Source organism: Bradyrhizobium sp. BRP23, from assembly GCF_020194135.1.
In the GTDB taxonomy this organism is placed as follows: domain Bacteria; phylum Pseudomonadota; class Alphaproteobacteria; order Rhizobiales; family Xanthobacteraceae; genus Bradyrhizobium; species Bradyrhizobium yuanmingense.
In genome coordinates this window covers 1-18,186 of record NZ_JADYVW010000012.1, presented here as the reverse complement: position 1 = coordinate 18,186, position 18,186 = coordinate 1, and the positions used below count along the sequence as shown (strand labels likewise).

General features: G+C 65.2%; 16 protein-coding genes and 1 pseudogene. 12 read left to right on the top strand and 5 right to left on the bottom strand.

Going from position 1 to position 18,186, the window contains the following annotated elements; all coding sequences use genetic code 11:
• Positions 1-44: 44 nt before the first annotated feature.
• Positions 45-1,157 (bottom strand): 3-isopropylmalate dehydrogenase, encoded by a 1,113-nt coding sequence (leuB, locus tag I6F24_RS27850; protein ID WP_036002726.1) that lies wholly within the window; start codon positions 1,155-1,157, stop codon positions 45-47.
• A gap of 232 nt (positions 1,158-1,389) precedes the next feature.
• On the opposite strand from leuB, the gene I6F24_RS27845 reads away from it, so the two are divergent.
• Positions 1,390-2,592: a YbfB/YjiJ family MFS transporter gene (locus I6F24_RS27845; protein ID WP_225144795.1), complete on the top strand. Its 1,203-nt coding sequence runs from the start codon at positions 1,390-1,392 to the stop codon at positions 2,590-2,592.
• Between the two features lie 118 nt (positions 2,593-2,710).
• Here I6F24_RS27845 and I6F24_RS27840 read toward each other — a convergent pair whose 3' ends face one another.
• The 4 genes from I6F24_RS27840 to I6F24_RS27825 all read right to left on the bottom strand — a co-directional run bounded on the left by I6F24_RS27840 (position 2,711) and on the right by I6F24_RS27825 (position 6,033).
• Positions 2,711-3,493: a molybdopterin-binding protein gene (locus I6F24_RS27840; RefSeq protein WP_128265845.1), complete on the bottom strand. Its 783-nt coding sequence runs from the start codon at positions 3,491-3,493 to the stop codon at positions 2,711-2,713.
• Between the two features lie 70 nt (positions 3,494-3,563).
• A complete protein-coding gene (locus I6F24_RS27835) occupies positions 3,564-4,193 on the bottom strand; it encodes a cytochrome b/b6 domain-containing protein (protein WP_225152250.1) in 630 nt (209 codons plus the stop codon).
• A 182-nt stretch (positions 4,194-4,375) separates the two neighbouring features.
• Entirely contained in the window at positions 4,376-4,930 is a 555-nt protein-coding gene (locus I6F24_RS27830; RefSeq protein ID WP_036024154.1) for a fasciclin domain-containing protein, read from the bottom strand.
• A gap of 341 nt (positions 4,931-5,271) precedes the next feature.
• Entirely contained in the window at positions 5,272-6,033 is a 762-nt protein-coding gene (locus I6F24_RS27825; protein WP_225152248.1) for an SDR family NAD(P)-dependent oxidoreductase, read from the bottom strand.
• An 86-nt stretch (positions 6,034-6,119) separates the two neighbouring features.
• On the opposite strand from I6F24_RS27825, the gene I6F24_RS27820 reads away from it, so the two are divergent.
• The 11 genes and pseudogenes from I6F24_RS27820 to I6F24_RS27770 all read left to right on the top strand — a co-directional run.
• The gene (locus I6F24_RS27820) at positions 6,120-7,649 is read left to right on the top strand and encodes a malonyl-CoA synthase (RefSeq protein WP_225130240.1); all 1,530 of its coding nucleotides are present in this window, start codon (positions 6,120-6,122) and stop codon (positions 7,647-7,649) included.
• Positions 7,650-8,157: 508 nt separating this feature from the next.
• Complete coding sequence (gene sdhC, locus I6F24_RS27815) at positions 8,158-8,556, top strand: succinate dehydrogenase, cytochrome b556 subunit (RefSeq protein WP_036002772.1); 399 nt, start codon at positions 8,158-8,160, stop codon at positions 8,554-8,556.
• On the top strand, positions 8,553-8,969 hold the full coding sequence (gene sdhD / locus I6F24_RS27810; protein WP_036002745.1) for a succinate dehydrogenase, hydrophobic membrane anchor protein: 417 nt from the start codon (positions 8,553-8,555) through the stop codon (positions 8,967-8,969). Before sdhC ends, sdhD begins: the two co-directional genes overlap by 4 nt.
• A gap of 3 nt (positions 8,970-8,972) precedes the next feature.
• On the top strand, positions 8,973-10,808 hold the full coding sequence (gene sdhA / locus I6F24_RS27805; protein ID WP_036002747.1) for a succinate dehydrogenase flavoprotein subunit: 1,836 nt from the start codon (positions 8,973-8,975) through the stop codon (positions 10,806-10,808).
• 42 nt (positions 10,809-10,850) lie between these two features.
• Positions 10,851-11,633 (top strand): succinate dehydrogenase iron-sulfur subunit, encoded by a 783-nt coding sequence (locus I6F24_RS27800; RefSeq protein WP_036002750.1) that lies wholly within the window; start codon positions 10,851-10,853, stop codon positions 11,631-11,633.
• A 186-nt stretch (positions 11,634-11,819) separates the two neighbouring features.
• Positions 11,820-13,964, top strand: coding sequence for a hybrid sensor histidine kinase/response regulator (locus I6F24_RS27795; protein ID WP_225152246.1), 2,145 nt, complete (start codon positions 11,820-11,822; stop codon positions 13,962-13,964).
• 52 nt (positions 13,965-14,016) lie between these two features.
• Positions 14,017-15,963 (top strand): ABC transporter ATP-binding protein/permease, encoded by a 1,947-nt coding sequence (locus I6F24_RS27790; protein WP_225138506.1) that lies wholly within the window; start codon positions 14,017-14,019, stop codon positions 15,961-15,963.
• Positions 15,964-16,127: 164 nt separating this feature from the next.
• Positions 16,128-16,952, top strand: a complete 825-nt coding sequence (locus tag I6F24_RS27785) for an FkbM family methyltransferase (protein ID WP_225152244.1) — start codon at positions 16,128-16,130, stop codon at positions 16,950-16,952.
• Between the two features lie 25 nt (positions 16,953-16,977).
• Positions 16,978-17,364 (top strand): VOC family protein, encoded by a 387-nt coding sequence (locus I6F24_RS27780; RefSeq protein WP_225114866.1) that lies wholly within the window; start codon positions 16,978-16,980, stop codon positions 17,362-17,364.
• 83 nt (positions 17,365-17,447) lie between these two features.
• Complete coding sequence (locus tag I6F24_RS27775; RefSeq protein WP_036002774.1) at positions 17,448-17,690, top strand: hypothetical protein; 243 nt, start codon at positions 17,448-17,450, stop codon at positions 17,688-17,690.
• A 184-nt stretch (positions 17,691-17,874) separates the two neighbouring features.
• Positions 17,875-18,186: pseudogene (locus I6F24_RS27770) on the top strand (OmpA family protein); the annotation flags it as partial.

Sequence of the window (18,186 nt, the reverse complement as noted above, 5' to 3'; positions counted from 1 at the left end):
CCCGGATTTCGCTTCGCTCCATCCAGGCTACGATTCTTCCCGCCTTACGCGTGCAGCTTCTGCAATTCCTTCAGGATCGCTTCGCCCATCTGCGTGGTGGAAGCGGCCGTGGTGCCTTCCGACTTGATGTCGGCGGTGCGCAGACCGCTGGCCAGCACGGCAGCGATGGCCTGGTCGACCTTGTCGGCGAGATCGCCCATGTCGAAAGAATAGCGCAACGCCATGCCGAAGGACGAGATCATCGCGATGGGATTGGCGAGGCCCTTGCCGGCGATATCGGGGGCCGAGCCGTGCACGGGCTCGTACAGCGCCTTGCGCTTCTTGGTCTTGACGTCGACCTCGCCGAGCGAGGCCGAGGGCAGCATGCCGAGCGAGCCCGTGAGCATCGCCGCGATGTCGGAGAGCATGTCGCCGAACAGGTTGTCCGTCACGATGACGTCGAACTGCTTCGGCCATTTCACCAGCATCATGCCGCCGGAATCGGCGAGCTGATGCTCGAGCGTGACATCGGGGTATTCGCGCTTGTGGACCTGAGTCATGACCTCGTTCCAGAGCACGCCCGATTTCATGACGTTGCGCTTCTCCATCGACGTCACCTTGTTCTTGCGCTTCCGGGCAAGCTCGAAGGCGACGCGGCCGATGCGCTCGATCTCATAGGTATCGTAGACCTGGGTATCGATGGCGCGCTTCTGGCCGTTGCCGAGATCGGTGATGGTCTTCGGCTCGCCGAAATAGACGCCGCCGGTGAGCTCACGCACGATGACGATGTCGAGGCCCTCGACCGCCTCGCGCTTCAGGCTGGAAGCATCCGCCAGCGCCGGATAGCACACGGCGGGACGGAGGTTGGCGAACAGCGCGAGATCCTTGCGCAGGCGCAAGAGGCCGGCTTCCGGGCGCACCTCGTAAGGCACGGCATCCCACTTCGGACCGCCGACCGCGCCGAAGATCACGGCGTCGGCGTCCTTGGCCTTGGCCATGTCGCCTTCGGAGATCGACACCTTGTGCGCGTCATAGGCGGAGCCGCCGACGAGGCCGGTGTCGGTCTCGAACTTGGCGATCCCGGCCGAATTGAGCCAGTCGATCAGCCGCTTCACCTCGCCCATCACCTCGGGGCCGATACCGTCGCCGGGAAGCAGCAGCAGTTTGTGGGTCGCCATGGTCGTGTCCTTTTCGATCCTCTCTCGTCATTCCGGGACGCGCCTCTTAGCGCGGGCCCGGAATCCGTAGCCACCAGCCGGGGTTATGGATTCCGGGCTCGCGCTTCGCGCGCCCCGGAATGACGGCGCCGGAGTGCTAGAGCGGCGTTGCGCGCTTGGCAAGACACCATTGCCGCGCTGCGGCTGTGCAAGGCCGGCGGGGCCTGCCACACTGGACGGGCCGGAGTACCCCTTGCACGCACCTGATCGCCCCCTGCCCGACGCACACCCCGCGCGGCTGATCCTGACCCTGTCGCTGGCAGCCACCGTCGGGCTCGGCATCGGCCGCTTTGCCTATGCGCTGGTGCTGCCGGACATGCGGGAGGACCTCGGCTGGTCCTACTCGGCGGCCGGTTTCATGAACACGATCAACGCCGTCGGCTATCTCGTGGGCGCGCTGGTGGCGTCCCGCCTGATCCGGCGCGTCGGCTGGGCCGCCGCGATCCGCGGCGGAACAATTGCCTGCGTCGCAGCGCTCGCCACCTGCGCTCTGACGGGGGATTTCGTCGCGCTGAGCCTGGCGCGCCTGGTGCTGGGCCTGGGCGCGGCGGCCGGCTTCGTCGCCGGCGGCGCGCTCGCCGCCACCATCGCCCAGTCGCGGCCCGAACGGGCCAACTTCCTGCTCAGCCTGTTCTATGCCGGACCCGGCATCGGCATTCTGTCCTCGGGGCTGATCGCCCCGTTCACGCTGCAACATTTTGGGCCGGGCTCGTGGTGGATCGTGTGGTGGGCGCTGACGCTGCTGTCGGTTGCGATGACGATCCCGCTGTTCCTGATCCGGATCGAGAGCGGCGCGCGCTTCTCTGAAGGCGGTCATGCCTCGTTCGCGATCCTGCCGGTGCTGATTTATCTGGCCGGCTATTTCCTGTTCGGCGCCGGCTACATCGCCTACATGACCTTCATGATCGCCTATGTGCGCGACGGCGGCGGCGGGGCCGCGGCGCAGGCGGCGTTCTGGGGGCTGATCGGTCTATCTGCGTTCGTGACGCCCTGGGCCTGGCGCGGCGTGCTGGCGCTCGACCGCGGCGGGCTCGCCACCGCCATCATCCTCGGCACCAACGCAGCTGGCGCAGCGCTGCCGATGCTCGGGCATTCGCCGGCCTGGCTCGCGGTCTCCGCGATCGTGTTCGGCGTCGCCTTTTTCGCCGTGGTCGGCTCGACCACCGCCTTCGTGCGCTTCAACTATCCGCCAGAGGTGTGGCCGACCGCGATCGCGGCGATGACGATCTCGTTCGGCGTCGGCCAGACGCTCGGGCCGATCGTGGTCGGCGCGATCACCGATGCGCTGGGGAGCCTGAGTTACGCGCTGAATGTGTCGGCGGCGCTATTGGCGCTGGGCGCGGTGGCGGCGTTGTGCCAGCGCAAGGTGGGGCCGGCCAAGCAATCGGTGCCGTAGGGTGGATTAGCGAAGCGTATCCACCAACTTCGCTCGGCAACTGCGGAAGTATGGTGGATTACGCCCACTGACTGCGCTTCGCGCAGCCGCTCGGCTAATCCACCCTACGACAGCGGAGCTAGCTCCCGCTGAACGAATTATATCCCTGGTCTTCCCAATAGCCGCCCTTGTAATCGTTGGTGACTTCCATCGAGACCACGTATTTCGGGTTCTTGAAGCCGAGCTTGGTCGGCACGCGGATCTTCATCGGAAAGCCGTAGGCGCGCGGCAGGATCTCGTTTGCGTATTTGAACGTCATCTGGGTCTGCGGATGCAGCGCACTGCGCATGTCAAGCGGCGAGTTGTAGCCATCCTTGTCGGCGCACTGGAACCAGACATAATTCGCGCGCGTATCGGCGCCGATAAGCTTCAAGAAATCGCGCAAGGGCGTGCCGGTCCAGCTGCCGATCGCGCTCCAGCCCTCGACGCAGATGTGACGCGTGATCTGCGTGACCTGCGGCAATCGATGGAGCTCGTCCAGCGTCCAGGACTTTTTGTTGTCGACGAGGCCGCGCACCTCGAGCTTCCAATCCGCGGCCGAGATATCGGGCGCGTCGTCGAGATCGTAATAGGCGTTGAACGGGAAGGGCTTGGTGATCGCGCTTTCGGGGAAGGTCGGCGCCAGCGCGTCGGGATTGAACATCCAGGCCTGCACCGCGTCGTTGAACTTCGAGACCTTCGCCAGCATGGTCTCGGCCGAAGACGAATCGATCACATCGCAACCCGTGAGCAGCGTCAGCGCACCCAGGCTCGCACCGCCCGCGATGAAGCGGCGCCGGGCGAGATCAGGCATGGTCTTGATGGAATCCTTGATCAGCAGCCGCTTGTCGACGCCGGGGATCAGGAACGGACGTTTGGCCATGTTCTCCTCACATATCCATTTTGAGCATGATCTTGTCGGAAAACCGCTTCACACTTTTCCGGATCATGCTCTAGCGACCGATGATCATCGCGCGCAGACTCTTCGGCACGAGCAGCGCAAGCAAGACGTGGACGACCAGAAACGCGCAGATCGCGGCCATGCAGAAGAAGTGGACATAGCGCGCGGCCGGATAATCGCCGAACAGCATCACGAGATAATAGAGCTGCACGGGCTTCCAAATCGCAAGGCCCGACAGCACGATCAGCACGCCGACCACGATGATGCCGGCATAGAGCAGCCGCTGCACGTAATTGTAGACGGTGAGATCGTCATGGCCGAGCTTAAAGGTCAGCGCCGCCCTGACGTCGTGGAGCACGCCCGATGCCGTGATCGGCAGCAGCTTCTTGCGGAAGCGGCCGGTGGCGATGCCGGTGACGAGATAGGCGAAGCCGTTGATCATCAGCAGCCACATCGCCGCAAAATGCCAGAGCAGGCCGCCGCCGAGCCAGCCGCCCAGCGTGTACTCGCGCGGAAAGCGGAAGTCGAACAGCGGCGAGGCGTTGTAGATCTGCCAGCCCGACAGGATCATCAGGATCATGGCGAGCGCGTTGATCCAATGCATGACCCGCACCCAGGCCGGCTGGATCACTTTGGACTTGGTGGCCGTGACCTGCTCGTCGGTGACTGTGAGGCTCGCCATGGCGGGTTCCATCCTGAGGGCGTGTGACAGCGATTATACGCCGGTGTTTCGGCTTTCGTTACATCCCGTTCGCCATCGAATCGATGTCGTGAGGCTATTGTGGTCACAAAAGAGCGAGCCGGGTATCCCCGGCTCGCGGTCTGAGGACGTCCTGTTCGGGGATGAAACAGGATCGCGCGGTGTTACGTCGCCGGCATCAGCACGGTATCGACCACATGGATCACGCCGTTCGACTGGTTGACGTTGGTGATCGTCACCATCGAGGTGCCGCCCTTGGCGTCGACGATCCAGACCTTGCCGTCCATTTTCTTCACCGTCAGCTCCTCGCCTTCGGCGGTCTTCAGCTTCTTGCCGTCGGTGAGGTCGGAAGCCGCGAGCTTACCGGGCACGACATGGTAGGTGAGGATCTTGGTCAGCGTTGCCTTGTTCTCGGGCTTGACCAGGTTGTCGACGGTGCCGGCCGGCAGCTTGCCGAAGGCGGCGTTGGTCGGCGCGAACACCGTGAACGGGCCCTTGCCTTCGAGCGTCGGCACCAGGCCGGCCGCCTTCACCGCCGCCACCAGCGTGGTGTGATCCTTGGAGTTGACCGCGTTCTGGACGATGTTCTTGGACGGGTACATCGCGGCGCCGCCGACCATGACGGTCTTTTCCTCGGCACTGGCGGGCGCGACGACGGTCGCGGTGAGGGCCAGGGCGCTGAAGGCGGCGGCAGCGAGATAGGCAATGCGCTTCGACATGAGAGAGTCTCCCGATTGAATTGAGACCGGCGATGGCCGGCGTTGACTTGGGCAACAACGGCGCCTGCGACAGTTGAGGGTGATGCAGCAGTGCCGTCGTTGGACCGAACTACGGGAGGGTTTCAGGTGCGGTTTCGGGGAAAAATTCTTTGTGATGGGTGAAACTATCGGCGGGGATGTTCGTGTGCGAACGAGAGCACCCGGACAAGCGTAGCGAAGCAGTAGGGTGGGCAAAGCGAAGCGTGCCCACCAAACGCAAATGCGGAGAGAGATGGTGGGCACGGCGCTTCGCGCCTTTGCCCATCCTGCGACGGCGTGCCCGTTGAGGCAGTGTCCTCGCCTCAATCCCTGTTGTTCGGGGTCTGAATGAACCCGCGATTATGCGTCGGGCTGATCAGCACTTCGTTGATGCAGACTCTCGCCGGCATGCTCGCGATGAAGGCGATGGTGCGGCCGAGATCTTCGGGCTGCAGCATCTTCGCCTGCTCCGCTTCGCTCGGCACCACCGGGCGCAGCTTCAGGATCGGCGTCGCCACCTCGCCCGGCATCAGGCAGCAGGCGCGCAGGCCGTTGACGCATTCGTCCATGTTGAAGGAATGGGTCAGCGCCAGCACCGCGTGCTTGGTGGTGGTGTAGGCCGGGCCCGGCATCTTCGAGACGTGACGGCCGGCCCAGGACGAGACGTTGATGATGGAACCGTCCTGCTGCTTGCGCATCGTCGGCAGCACGGCGCGCATGCAATAGAGCACGCCGTTGAGATTGACCTGGACCAGTCTGTCCCAGCCCTCCAGCTCCATGTCCTTCCAGCTGCGCTTGGGGACATTGATGCCGGCATTGTTGACGAGCAGGTCGATGCGGCCGTGCTTCGCGACGATCTGGTCGGCCGCCTTCTGGGCTGCGGCCGCGTTGGCGACGTCGAGCGCAATGGCCTCGGCCGCGCCACCTGCACTGCTGATCTTCGCCACCACGGCGTCCAGGGCTGATTGCCGCCGTCCGGACACCACCACCGTCCAGCCGTCGGCAGCTAACGCCTCGGCGCCGGCCTCCCCGATCCCGCTGCCGCCACCCGTGACCCAGGCCACGCGTTTCCCGCTTTTTGACATGCAAACTGTCTCCGTTGCTTGATCGGGGCGGTTTTTGCTAATCCAGCCCGCGGTTTTGACCGGCCTGTGCCGGCGAGGAATGTTGCATGAACCAAGCTGCCAACGCCAATTTGTTTTCCCGCCTGTTCGAGGGCCTCGCCGATCCGAAGCGGCTCGCGATCGAGACGCATGACGGCGCCCATATCAGCTATGGCGATCTGATCGCGCGCGCGGGCCAGATGGCGAACGTGCTGGTCGCGCGCGGCGTGAAGCCGGGCGACCGCGTCGCGGTACAGGTGGAGAAGTCGGTCGCCAATATCGTGCTGTATCTCGGCACGGTGCGCGCCGGCGCGGTCTATCTGCCGCTGAACACGGCCTATACGCTGAACGAGCTCGACTACTTCATCGGCGATGCCGAGCCGTCGCTGGTGGTCTGCGATCCTGCCAAGGCGGAGGGGCTCGCGCCGATCGCAGGCAAGGTGAGGGCGAAGGTCGAGACGCTCGGGGCTGACGGCAAGGGCTCGCTGACGGAGGCCGCCGACAAAGCGAGCCGCGAATTCACGACGGTGCCGCGTGAAAGCGACGATCTTGCCGCGATCCTCTACACCTCGGGCACCACCGGCCGCTCCAAGGGCGCGATGCTGACGCATGACAATCTCGCGTCTAACTCGCTCTCGCTCGTCGACTATTGGCGCTTCACCGACAAGGACGTCCTGATCCACGCGCTGCCGATCTACCACACCCACGGCCTGTTCGTGGCGACCAACGTGACGCTGTTCGCCCGGGCGTCGATGATCTTCCTGCCGAAGCTCGATCCGGACCTGATCATCAAGCTGATGGCGCGCGCCACGGTGTTGATGGGCGTGCCGACCTTCTACACCCGCCTGCTGCAGAACCCTGCGCTGTCGCACGAGACGACGAAGCACATGCGTCTGTTCATCTCGGGTTCGGCGCCGCTGCTCGCCGACACCCATCGCGAATGGTCGGCGCGCACGGGCCATGCCGTGCTCGAGCGCTACGGCATGACCGAGACCAACATGAACACGTCGAACCCGTATGACGGCGAGCGCGTGCCCGGCGCGGTCGGCTTTCCGCTGCCGGGCGTCTCCGTGCGCGTGACCGATCCCGAGACAGGGAAAGAGCTGGCGCGCGACGAAATCGGCATGATCGAGGTGAAGGGGCCGAACGTCTTCAAGGGCTATTGGCGCATGCCGGAGAAGACCAAGGCCGAATTCCGGCCCGACGGCTTCTTCATCACCGGCGATCTCGGCAAGATCGACGCCAAGGGTTACGTGCACATCCTCGGACGCGGCAAGGATCTCGTGATCTCCGGCGGCTTCAACGTCTACCCGAAGGAGATCGAGAGCGAGATCGATGCCATGCCTGGCGTGGTGGAGTCGGCCGTGATCGGCGTGCCGCACACCGATTTCGGCGAGGGCGTCACCGCGGTGCTGGTGCGCCAGCCCGGCGCGAGCATCGATGAAGCGGCCGTGCTGAAGGGCCTCGACGGGCGCCTCGCGAAATTCAAGATGCCGAAGCGGGTCTTCGTGGTCGACGAGCTACCGCGCAATACGATGGGCAAGGTGCAGAAGAACGTGCTGCGCGAAACGTATAAGGATATTTACGCGAAGAAGTGAGAGAGCTCCGCTCTGTCGGCGTCATTGCGAGGAGCTCTTGCGACGAAGCAAGCCGGCTGCCGAGACCAACAGATAGCACCTGACACGTCGCACGGTCGGGCTGGGGTGGAATGCAGGGTGCGCATATCCGCCCGGAGCGCGGGAACCGGTGCGCGTGCCGGGAGTCGCCGTGGGTCGCAGCCGAGACGGTTTACCCTCGGCATCGTCCCCTCGCACGTTGCGGCCGCACGGGCCAAGGCGGCTTAGAGGCGTTCCAATAGCGATTTCAATGCGCCGTACGCTCGCGCCAAAGAGATGAATTTAGATTCCTATGTTCGTTGGCGGACCGATAGGCTGGTATACCAAGGCCCTGATTGGCCTTGGTTCATCAAGGCCATAGAGCTGAACCACAATTCGGTTTATGGCGATTTGGTGATTGCGCAGGCCAGATCGACTCCGTAAATAGAGCCCACCTTTCGCGATCCCCGCGCGCCCCATGCTGGGCCGCAACAAACATCAAAAGCCGCCCATGACCGCACGGATCGAACGACCGCTTTCGCCGCACATCCAAACCTATCGCTGGACGCTGACGATGGCTCTGTCCATCGTCCACCGCGCCACCGGTATCGCCCTTTACGTCGGAACCCTGCTGCTGGTCTGGTGGCTGGTTGCCGCGGCCTCCGGCCCGGCCGCCTATGCCCATGTCCAGGCCTTCTCCAGCAGCATCCTCGGCCGGCTCATCGTGTTCGGCTACACCTGGGCCCTGATGCACCACATGCTCAGCGGCATCCGGCATTTCGTCTGGGATCTCGGCTACGGCTTCAAGGCCAATGAGCGCGAAGCGCTGACCTGGGGCGCCCTGGTCGGCGGCATCGCACTGACGGTGCTGATCTGGATCATCGCCTATGCGAACGGAGGCGGCCGATGAGCTTTGACGAGTCCCACGGCTCTCCGAAGCGTCCCTCGATGCGCACCCCGCTCGGGCGCGTCCGCAATCTCGGCGCCGCGCATTCCGGCACGTCCGATTTCTGGCGCCAGCGCATCACCGGCGTCGCCATGACGCTGCTGATGATCCCGGCGCTGGTCATCATCATGATGCTGCTCGGCCGCAACCAGGTCTACGCGGCGCAGACCCTGAGCTCCATTCCCGTTGCGGTGATCCTGCTCCTCTTCATCTTCGCCAGCGCCTGGCACATGAAGATCGGCATGCAGGTGGTGATCGAGGACTACGTCCATAACGAGAAGCTCAAGCTCACCGCGATCATGCTCAACAATTTCTTCTCGGTCGCCGTGGCGCTCGCCTCGACCTACGCGATCCTGAAGCTTTCTTCCGGAGTGTAACCCATGGCCGCTGAGACCAATGGCAAGGGCAACGGCGCTCCCGCCACCAACGGAAAAGCCTATCCGATCGAAGACCACACCTATGACGTCGTCGTGGTCGGCGCCGGCGGTGCCGGCCTGCGCGCCGTCGTCGGCTGCAGCGAAGCCGGCCTCCGCACCGCCTGCATCACCAAGGTGTTTCCGACCCGTTCGCACACGGTCGCGGCGCAGGGCGGCATCTCCGCTTCGCTCGGCAACATGCACAAGGACGACTGGCGCTGGCACATGTACGACACCGTGAAGGGGTCGGACTGGCTCGGGGACCAGGACGCGATCGAATACATGGTGCGCAACGCGCCCGACGCGGTCTACGAGCTCGAGCATTGGGGCGTGCCGTTCTCGCGCACCGAGGACGGCAAGATCTACCAGCGTCCGTTCGGCGGCATGACCACCGAGTTCGGCAAGGCCCAGGCGCAGCGCACCTGCGCCGCCGCCGACCGCACCGGCCACGCCATGCTGCACACGATGTACGGCCAGTCGCTGCGCCACGCGGCCGAGTTCTTCATCGAGTTCTTCGCCATCGACCTGATCATGGACGACCAGGGCACCTGCCGCGGCGTCATCGCGCTCAAGCTCGACGACGGCACGCTGCACCGTTTCCGCGCCCAGACCACGATCCTGGCGACCGGCGGCTATGGCCGCGCCTATGCCTCCTGCACCTCGGCGCACACCTGCACCGGCGATGGCGGCGGCATGGTGCTGCGCGCCGGCCTGCCGATGCAGGACATGGAGTTCGTGCAGTTCCATCCGACCGGCATCTACGGCTCGGGCTGTCTCGTCACCGAGGGTGCGCGCGGCGAAGGCGGCTATCTCGTCAACGCCGAAGGCGAGCGGTTCATGGAGCGCTATGCGCCGTCGGCAAAGGACCTCGCTTCGCGCGACGTGGTCTCGCGCGCGATGACCATCGAGATCCGCGAGGGACGCGGCGTCGGCAAGAAGAAGGACCACATCTTCCTGCATCTCGACCATCTCGATCCCGCTGTGCTCGCCGAACGCCTGCCGGGCATCTCGGAATCGGCCAAGATCTTCGCCAATGTCGACGTGACGCGCGAGCCGATCCCGATCGTGCCGACCGTGCATTACAACATGGGCGGCATCCCCACGAACTATCACGGCGAGGTGCTGACCAAGAAGGACGGCGACGACAACGCGGTGATCCCCGGCCTGATGGCGATCGGCGAAGCGGCCTGCGTCTCCGTGCACGGCGCCAACCGCCTCGGCTCCAACTCGCTGATTGACCTCGTCGTGTTCGGCCGCGCCGCTGCGTTGCGCCTGGCCGAAAAGCTCACGCCCAATGCCAAGCAGCCCGAGCTGCCGACGAACTCGGCCGAGATGGCGCTCGGCCGCCTCGACCATTACCGCTACGCCTCAGGCGGCACGCCGACCGCGAAGCTGCGCGAAGGCATGCAGCACGTGATGCAGAACAATTGCGCCGTGTTCCGCACCGGCGAAGTGCTGAGCGAAGGCCAGAACCTGATCGCGAAGGTCCACAGCGGCATCACCGACATCGCCGTCTCCGACCGCTCGCTGGTCTGGAATTCGGACCTCGTCGAGACGCTGGAGTTCGACAATCTGATCTCGCAGGCGGTGGTGACGATGAACTCGGCCGCCAACCGCACCGAGAGCCGCGGCGCCCATGCCCGCGAGGACTTCTCCGAGCGCGACGACAAGAACTGGATGAAGCACACGCTGGCCTGGCTGGACGATGCCGGCAAGGTCAGGATCGAGTATCGCCCGGTTCACAACTACACCATGACCAACGACGTGCAGTACATCCCGCCCAAAGCTCGCGTTTACTAAACGTCGCGCGTGTATTGATCGAACAGCGAAGGCCTTAATCGAATGGTTGAATTCGCACTTCCGAAGAACTCCAAGATCACTGGCGGCAAGACCTGGCCGAAGCCCCCGGGCGCGACCGAGCTCCGCGAGTTCAAGGTCTATCGCTGGAATCCGGACGACGGCAAGAATCCAAGCGTCGATACCTATTACATCGACACCAATGATTGCGGCCCGATGGTGCTGGACGGCCTGATCTGGATCAAGAACCACATCGACCCGTCGCTGACCTTCCGCCGCTCCTGCCGTGAAGGCGTCTGCGGCTCCTGCGCGATGAACATCGACGGCCAGAACACGCTGGCCTGCACCAAGTCGATGCACGACGTGAAGGACGGCGCGGTGAAGATCAACCCGCTGCCGCATCAGCCGGTGGTCAAGGACCTCGTCCCCGACCTCACCAATTTCTACGCGCAATACGCCTCGGTCGAGCCCTGGCTGAAGACGACCTCGCCGACGCCGCAGAAGGAATGGCGCCAGAGCCACGAGGACCGCGAGAAGCTCGACGGCCTCTACGAGTGCATCCTCTGCGCCTGCTGCTCGACCTCCTGCCCGAGCTATTGGTGGAACAGCGAGCGTTATCTCGGCCCCGCCGCGCTGCTCCAGGCCAACCGCTGGGTCTCGGATTCGCGCGACGAGGCCACCGGCGAGCGGCTCGACAATCTCGAGGACCCGTTCCGGCTCTATCGCTGCCACACCATCATGAACTGCGCCAAGGCCTGCCCGAAGGGCCTCAACCCGGCCGAAGCCATCGCCGAGCTCAAGCTCAAGATGGTCGAACGCCAGATCTGAGGCGAAGTCCCCCTTCCGCCCCGGCCAAACCGGCCGGGGTGTTCTGCATTTGCCGTTAATTCGAGCAGAATTTTTCTCTGACCCGCTCGACGCGCAAATTTCCGGCTCGCAACCAACGGTTCCAGCACAAGCTGCTTCCTTCCTTGCGCGGGATTCAGTTAAGCTCCCGTCAGGGACGGAGCGACTGTGCAGAGGGCGCAACGCAACTCGCTGAGGCTGTTGCAGTGGATGATGGCGGCATCCCTGGCGCTGCCGATTGGGCTGTTCGTCGTCGCCGCCGCGATCTCCTACACATCGACCAACGATACCGCCGACCGCGAGATCGAGCGCACGGTCGATGTCGCCCATGAGCACGCGCTCAAGGTCTTCGAGACCATCGACCGCAGCCTCGCCGAGCTCAACGAGGTCGTGCGCGGTCTGCCCGACGGCATCATCCGCGAGCGCGAGCCGACGCTGCATCGCCGGCTGAAGCGGCTGACCGATTCGCTGCCGCAGCTCAAATCGGCCTGGATCTTCGACGCGAACGGAAAGGCGCTGGTCAACAGCCTCGTCTCGCCGCCGCCGGACCTGAGCTTTGCCGACCGCGATTACTTCTATTCCCATGTCGACCAGAGCATCGGCACGTTCATCGGCACGGCGCTGACGCCACGACCGCCCTATCAGGGCGCCCGATTCTTCGGCGTCAGCCGCCGCCGCGAGTCCGACGACGGTCGCTTCATCGGCGTGATCCAGGCCTCCGTGTTGCCGGAATATTTCGAAAGCTTCTATGCCAGGATCGGCACCGATCCCGGCAACTTCTTCGCGATGGGGCGCACCGACGGCGCAATGCTCGCGCATTTTCCCCGGCTCGACCACGAGCTTCGGCTCGATCCGACCGGACCGGTGGGCCAGAAGATCGCGACCCAGCCCGTGCACGGCCTCATCACGGTCGCCTGGCCCTCGGACGGTATCGAGCGGCGCATCGCCTACCGGCGCGTCGCCGAATATCCGATCTATGTCAGCGCCGGATTGGAGACCTCTGCGATCCGCGCACGCTGGCTCGCCACCATCGGCCAGCATCTGGTGTTCGGCATTCCCGCCACCGCGCTGCTGTTCCTGCTGCTGGTGCTCGCTCTGCGGCGTACCCAGCACCTTCAGGCCGAAGCTGCAAAGCGGCGCGAGGCCGAGGAGGCGCTCAAGCACAGCCAGCGGCTGGAAGCGCTCGGCCAGCTCACCGGCGGCGTCGCGCACGACTTCAACAACCTCCTGACGGTGATCCGTGCTTCGGTCGATCTCTTGAACCGTCCGCAGCTGACGGAGGAGCGGCGACAACGCTACATCACGGCCATTGCCGATTCGGTGGCGCGTGCGGCCAAGCTGACTTCGCAATTGCTCGCCTTTGCGCGGCGCCAGACCCTCAAGCCGGAGGTGTTCGACGTCGGCGCACGGGTGCAGTCGCTGCACGACATGCTCGCCACGCTGCTGGGCCCCGCGATCGAGATCGTCATGCAGCTGCCGGCGGAGCCGTGCCTCGTCAATGCCGATGCCAGTCAGTTCGAGACGGCCCTGATCAACATGGCGACCAATGCGCGCGATGCCATGCAAGGCCAGGGGCGAATCGTCTTCAAGGTCGAGGCCACGACGACCGTTCCGGACGCGCTGGTGCAGCTTTCGGCCAGCCCGGACCACGGCTTCGTCCGCGTCACCGTCAGCGATACCGGCGTCGGCATTCCCGCCGCGCGGCTCGGGCGCATCTTCGAGCCGTTCTTCACCACCAAGCAGGTCGGCCGCGGCACCGGCCTCGGCCTGTCCCAGGTGTTCGGATTCGCCCGGCAGTCCGGCGGCGAGGTGACCGTGGCGAGCGAGGTGGGGCACGGCAGCACCTTCTCGCTCTATCTGCCGCGCGTGCCGCCGGGCCTGCTGCCGCAACGCCAAGCGCCCAACACGGCGCCGGCGGTGGCCGGCAGCGGCATGTCGGTGCTGGTGGTCGAGGACAATATCGAGCTGGCCAACTTCGCCGCCGACGGGCTCACTGAGCTCGGCTACAGCATCACGCTGGTCGACAACGCGGCCGACGCGCTCGCCGAGCTCGTCGTGGATGCCGACCGCTTCGATGTCGTGTTCTCGGACGTGGTGATGCCCGGCATGACCGGGCTCGATCTGGCGCAGGCGATCCGCGAGCGCAGCCTCGGCGTGCCGGTCGTGCTGACCACCGGCTACAGCCAGGCCCTGTCCCAGGAGGGTACAGGCGGCTGCGACCTCGTGCAAAAGCCTTATACGATCGAGGAATTGTCGCGCGTTCTGCATCGGGCGGCGCGGATCAGGCACGTCAGGGACGGCGCCGCCGAATAGGGACTCCGGAACCTCGCGGGAACCGGCCGAGTTCGCTTGGCGTTGTCCGTTCATGTACAAGCCGGCTGCGACGCGTGAAAAGGGCAAGAAGCCGCCCATCGTCAATATCGAGGGCGAGAACGGCGACGAAGTGACACCGCCGCCGCCCGAGCTGGTCGAACCCGACCCCGAATTGTCACCCGAGGAAGCCGAGCAGGTCCGCAAGGATTATCTGCTGACACGGTTCTGGATCAGCGCCCGCGGCTTCTGGGGCCGCAACGGCGACCGCCTCGCCTGGCCGTTCTCGGTTGGTCTCGGCCTGCTGATCGTGCTGACCGTCGGCTTCCAATACGGCATCAATGTCTGGAATCGCGCGATCTTCGATGCCATCGAGAAGCGCGATGCGGCGAGCGTCTTCCATCTCACCGCGATGTTCTTCCCGCTCGCGATCGGCAGCATCGTGCTCGCAGTCGTGCAGGTGTTCGCGCGCATGGGCATCCAGCGACGCTGGCGCGCCTGGCTGACGGCGAGCGTGCTGACACGGTGGCTCAAAAACGGGCGCTACTATCAGCTCAACCTTGTCGGCGGCGATCACAAAAATCCCGAATACCGAATCGCGGAGGATTTGCGGATTGCGACCGACTCCCCCGTCGACTTCCTCGCCGGCGTGACGTCGGCGCTGCTGTCGGCCGCGACCTTCATCGTCGTGCTCTGGACCATCGGCGGGGCACTTACCGTCACGCTCGGCGGTTCGTCGGTGACCATTCCCGGCTTCCTCGTGATCGCCGCGATGCTGTACGCCGCGATCGCATCCGGATCGATCGTGGTGATCGGCCGGCGCTTCGTGCAGGTCTCCGAGGGCAAGAACCAGGCCGAAGCCGAGTTCCGCTACACCCTGACGCGCGTGCGCGAGAACGGCGAGAGCATCGCCCTGCTCGGCGGCGAGGAGGAGGAGCGCGACGGCATCGATCGCAATTTCACGAGCGTGCTGCGGCAATGGGCGCGCCTTGCCGGCCAGCACATGCGCACCACGCTGGTGTCGCAAGGATCGAGCCTCGTCGCGCCGGTCGTGCCGCTTCTGCTCTGCGCGCCAAAATTCCTCGACGGCAGCATGACGCTGGGCCAGGTGATGCAGGCCGCATCCGCCTTCACCATCGTGCAGAGCGCGTTCGGCTGGCTAGTCGACAATTATCCGCGGCTCGCCGACTGGAATGCCTGTGCGCGGCGCATCGCCTCGCTGATGATGTCGCTCGACGGCCTCGAGCGCGCCGAGCAGGGCGACGGCCTCGGCCGCATCAAGCGCGGCGAGACCAGCAACGAGGCCATGCTGGAGCTGAAGGATCTCTCGGTCACGCTCGACGACGGCACCGCCGTGGTCGGCGAGACCGAGGTGGTGATCGAGCCCGGCGAGCGGCTGCTGGTCGCCGGCGAATCCGGCACCGGCAAGAGCACGCTGGTGCGCGCCATCGCCGGGCTGTGGCCGTGGGGCGGCGGCAGCGTGAATTTCCATGCCGATCGCCGGCTGTTCATGCTGCCGCAGCGGCCCTATGTGCCCTCCGGCTCCTTGCGGCGGGCGGTCGCCTATCCCGGCGCGGCCGACCACTGGACTTTGGACGAGATCGGCGCAGCCCTGCACAAGGTCGGCCTCGATCATCTCAAGGAGAAGATCGAGGAGGAGGCACCGTGGGACCAGACCTTGTCGGGCGGCGAGAAGCAGCGCCTCGCCTTTGCGCGGCTGCTCCTGCACAACCCCGACATCGTCGTGCTCGATGAGGCGACCTCGGCGCTCGACGAGAAGAGCCAGGACAAGATGATGCAGATGATCACCGAGGCGCTGCCGAAGGCGACCATCGTCAGCGTCGCGCATCGCGCCGAGCTGGAGGCTTTCCACAGCCGCAAGATCGTGCTGGAGCGGCGCAAGGGCGGCGCCAAGCTCGTCAGCGATATCGACCTGATTCCGCGCAAGGGCCGGCGCCGGCTGCTGGGGCGGTTCTTGCGGCAGCGCAAGAAGGCGGCGTGAGGTTCGCGGCGTGTAGCCCGGATGGAGCGCAGCACAATCCGGGAAGATCTATCCGTCAGCAAGAATCCCGGATTTCGCTGCGCTCCATCCGGGCTACGGACCTGAAGTTGGAGTCCTCGTCAAAACCGGTTATGCATGCGCCGCCTGCAACGAGGATCTGCTGCTTGACGTCCGACAATGCCCCTTCGTCCGCACCGTTCGGCGCGTTCGCGCCCAATGCGGCACAGGCCGCGATCATCCGCCTCGCTCAACGGTCGGGGCTGAAGCGCGGCGCGTTCCGGCCGTGGATGTCGCGGCTGGTCAACCTGCTGCGCAGCGGCCCGGTCGACGTGCAATATCAGGGCGCCTCGTTCCGCTTCCATCACCAGGGCAGCGCGACCGAGCGCGGCGCGCTGTTCAATCCCGACTACAATCTCGACGAGCTCGACTTCCTGCGCCAGCACACCCCTGCGGGCGGCACGTTCGTCGATGTCGGCGCCAATGTCGGCACTTTCGCACTGGTGATGGCGCGGCAGGTCGGGCCATCCGGACAAGTGGTGGCGATCGAGCCGCATCCGCTGACCTTCGGACGGCTCTCGTTCAACCACGCCGCATCGAAGACGCCGCAGGTGCGCCTGGTGCAGGCCGCCGCGGGCGAGCGCGACGGCGAGCTGATGATCGAGAGCGGCGGCGGCAACCTCGGCGCCACCCACGTCGTCACCGGCACGGCCAGTGCCGAGGCCATCAAGGTGCCGTCGCTGCGCCTGGTGCGCATTCTGGAGGAGGCCGGCGTCGGCCAAGTCGATTCGCTGAAGATCGACGTCGAGGGCTTTGAGGACCGCGTGCTGATCGGCTTCTTCCGCGACGCGCCGCAAATGCTGTGGCCGCGCGCGGTGGTGATCGAGCATCTGTCACAAAACGAATGGCAGCAGGATTGTATTGCCGACATGGTCGGGCGCGGCTTTACGATCGCACGCAAGACACGAAGCAATACGTTTTTGTCTCGCTGACGGGTTACGAACAAGGGAGGTTGCGATGATCGATCATCTGGGATTCTCCGTCTCCGACTATGAGCGCGCCAAGGCGTTCTATGCGAAGGCACTGGCGCCGCTCGGCTACAGCCTGATCATGGAGGTCACGGCCGAGCAGACCGGACACGCTGCGGCTGCAGGCTTCGGTGCCGACGGCAAGCCCGATTTCTGGATCGGGGGCGAGGGCGCGATGAACAAGCCGGTGCATGTCGCCATCCACGCCAAGGATCGCACCACAGTCGATGCGTTCTACAAAGCGGCGATGGCGGCCGGCGGCCGCGACAACGGCCCGCCCGGCATCCGCCCGCATTATCACGCGAACTATTACGGCGCCTTCGTGCTCGACCCCGACGGCCACAACATCGAAGCGGTCTGCCACACGCCGGAATAATCCGGTCTTCGAAGCGATGTGACGCGGAACATCGGTGCTGCACCTTCGTTGTTGTTCTCTGGACAACGATCCCGATGATGCCGATGCCGATTGAACCGCCCGAGATTCCGCCGTCGACGCCCGGTACGCCGACTGAGCCGCCGCCCGGAATCCCGCCCGGCAATCCGCAGCCCGAAATCACGCCGCCGGTGCGCGAGCCCGGCTCGCCGCCGCGGCCCGACGAATTGCCGGGCCGCATGCCTGAGGAGATCCCATCGCGCGGACCGAACGGGCCGCTCACGCCCAATCCTGCGACGGATGCTATTCCGCCGCGCGATCACGCGTGAAGCAGCGAAGCAATGTCAGGCGATTGCCACCAGCGTCTGAATGCGCAATGAACGTTGCCATAGTGAGATGATTTGCGTGCAGAAATAAATCGGGTCGCAGTTGCATCGCCCGCCACAATGCGGCCTAACGCTTAGCCGTTCATCCCGACACTTCGACAAAGAACCTTCCGGGGAAGTTCACCACATGACCAACCTTCGTTTCGTGCTGCTTGCGACGACGGCTCTGACCGCGATGCAATTGGCCAACACCGCATCGCATGCGCAAGACGCTGCGCCGTTCGTCGTCGCTCAGGCCCAGCCGCAGGACGCGGGCCCTGACGGAAGACCGAAGCAGCCGCCGAAGGGACCGCCAGGCGCGGCGCCGCCTGCAGCACCCGCACGCCCCGCGGCTCCGCCGCCGGCGGCTGCACCGCCCCAGCCGCCTGCAGCTCCTCCGCCGGCCGCAGCACCGCCGCGCCCGGCAGCGCCGCCACCGCCTCCGCCTCCCCCTGCGGCC

Excerpts from the sequence above, each read along its gene's own strand:
- leuB (WP_036002726.1), bottom strand. The coding sequence starts at position 1,157 with ATGGCGACCCACAAACTGCTGCTGCTTCCCGGCGACGGTATCGGCCCC.
- sdhA (WP_036002747.1), top strand. The coding sequence starts at position 8,973 with ATGGCCGCTGAGACCAATGGCAAGGGCAACGGCGCTCCCGCCACCAAC.
- sdhC (WP_036002772.1), top strand. The coding sequence starts at position 8,158 with ATGACCGCACGGATCGAACGACCGCTTTCGCCGCACATCCAAACCTAT.
- I6F24_RS27835 (WP_225152250.1), bottom strand. The coding sequence starts at position 4,193 with ATGGCGAGCCTCACAGTCACCGACGAGCAGGTCACGGCCACCAAGTCC.
- I6F24_RS27820 (WP_225130240.1), top strand. The coding sequence starts at position 6,120 with ATGAACCAAGCTGCCAACGCCAATTTGTTTTCCCGCCTGTTCGAGGGC.
- I6F24_RS27800 (WP_036002750.1), top strand. The coding sequence starts at position 10,851 with ATGGTTGAATTCGCACTTCCGAAGAACTCCAAGATCACTGGCGGCAAG.
- I6F24_RS27775 (WP_036002774.1), top strand. The coding sequence starts at position 17,448 with ATGCCGATTGAACCGCCCGAGATTCCGCCGTCGACGCCCGGTACGCCG.
- I6F24_RS27830 (WP_036024154.1), bottom strand. The coding sequence starts at position 4,930 with ATGTCGAAGCGCATTGCCTATCTCGCTGCCGCCGCCTTCAGCGCCCTG.
- I6F24_RS27790 (WP_225138506.1), top strand. The coding sequence starts at position 14,017 with ATGTACAAGCCGGCTGCGACGCGTGAAAAGGGCAAGAAGCCGCCCATC.
- I6F24_RS27825 (WP_225152248.1), bottom strand. The coding sequence starts at position 6,033 with ATGTCAAAAAGCGGGAAACGCGTGGCCTGGGTCACGGGTGGCGGCAGC.
- sdhD (WP_036002745.1), top strand. The coding sequence starts at position 8,553 with ATGAGCTTTGACGAGTCCCACGGCTCTCCGAAGCGTCCCTCGATGCGC.
- I6F24_RS27840 (WP_128265845.1), bottom strand. The coding sequence starts at position 3,493 with ATGGCCAAACGTCCGTTCCTGATCCCCGGCGTCGACAAGCGGCTGCTG.
- I6F24_RS27780 (WP_225114866.1), top strand. The coding sequence starts at position 16,978 with ATGATCGATCATCTGGGATTCTCCGTCTCCGACTATGAGCGCGCCAAG.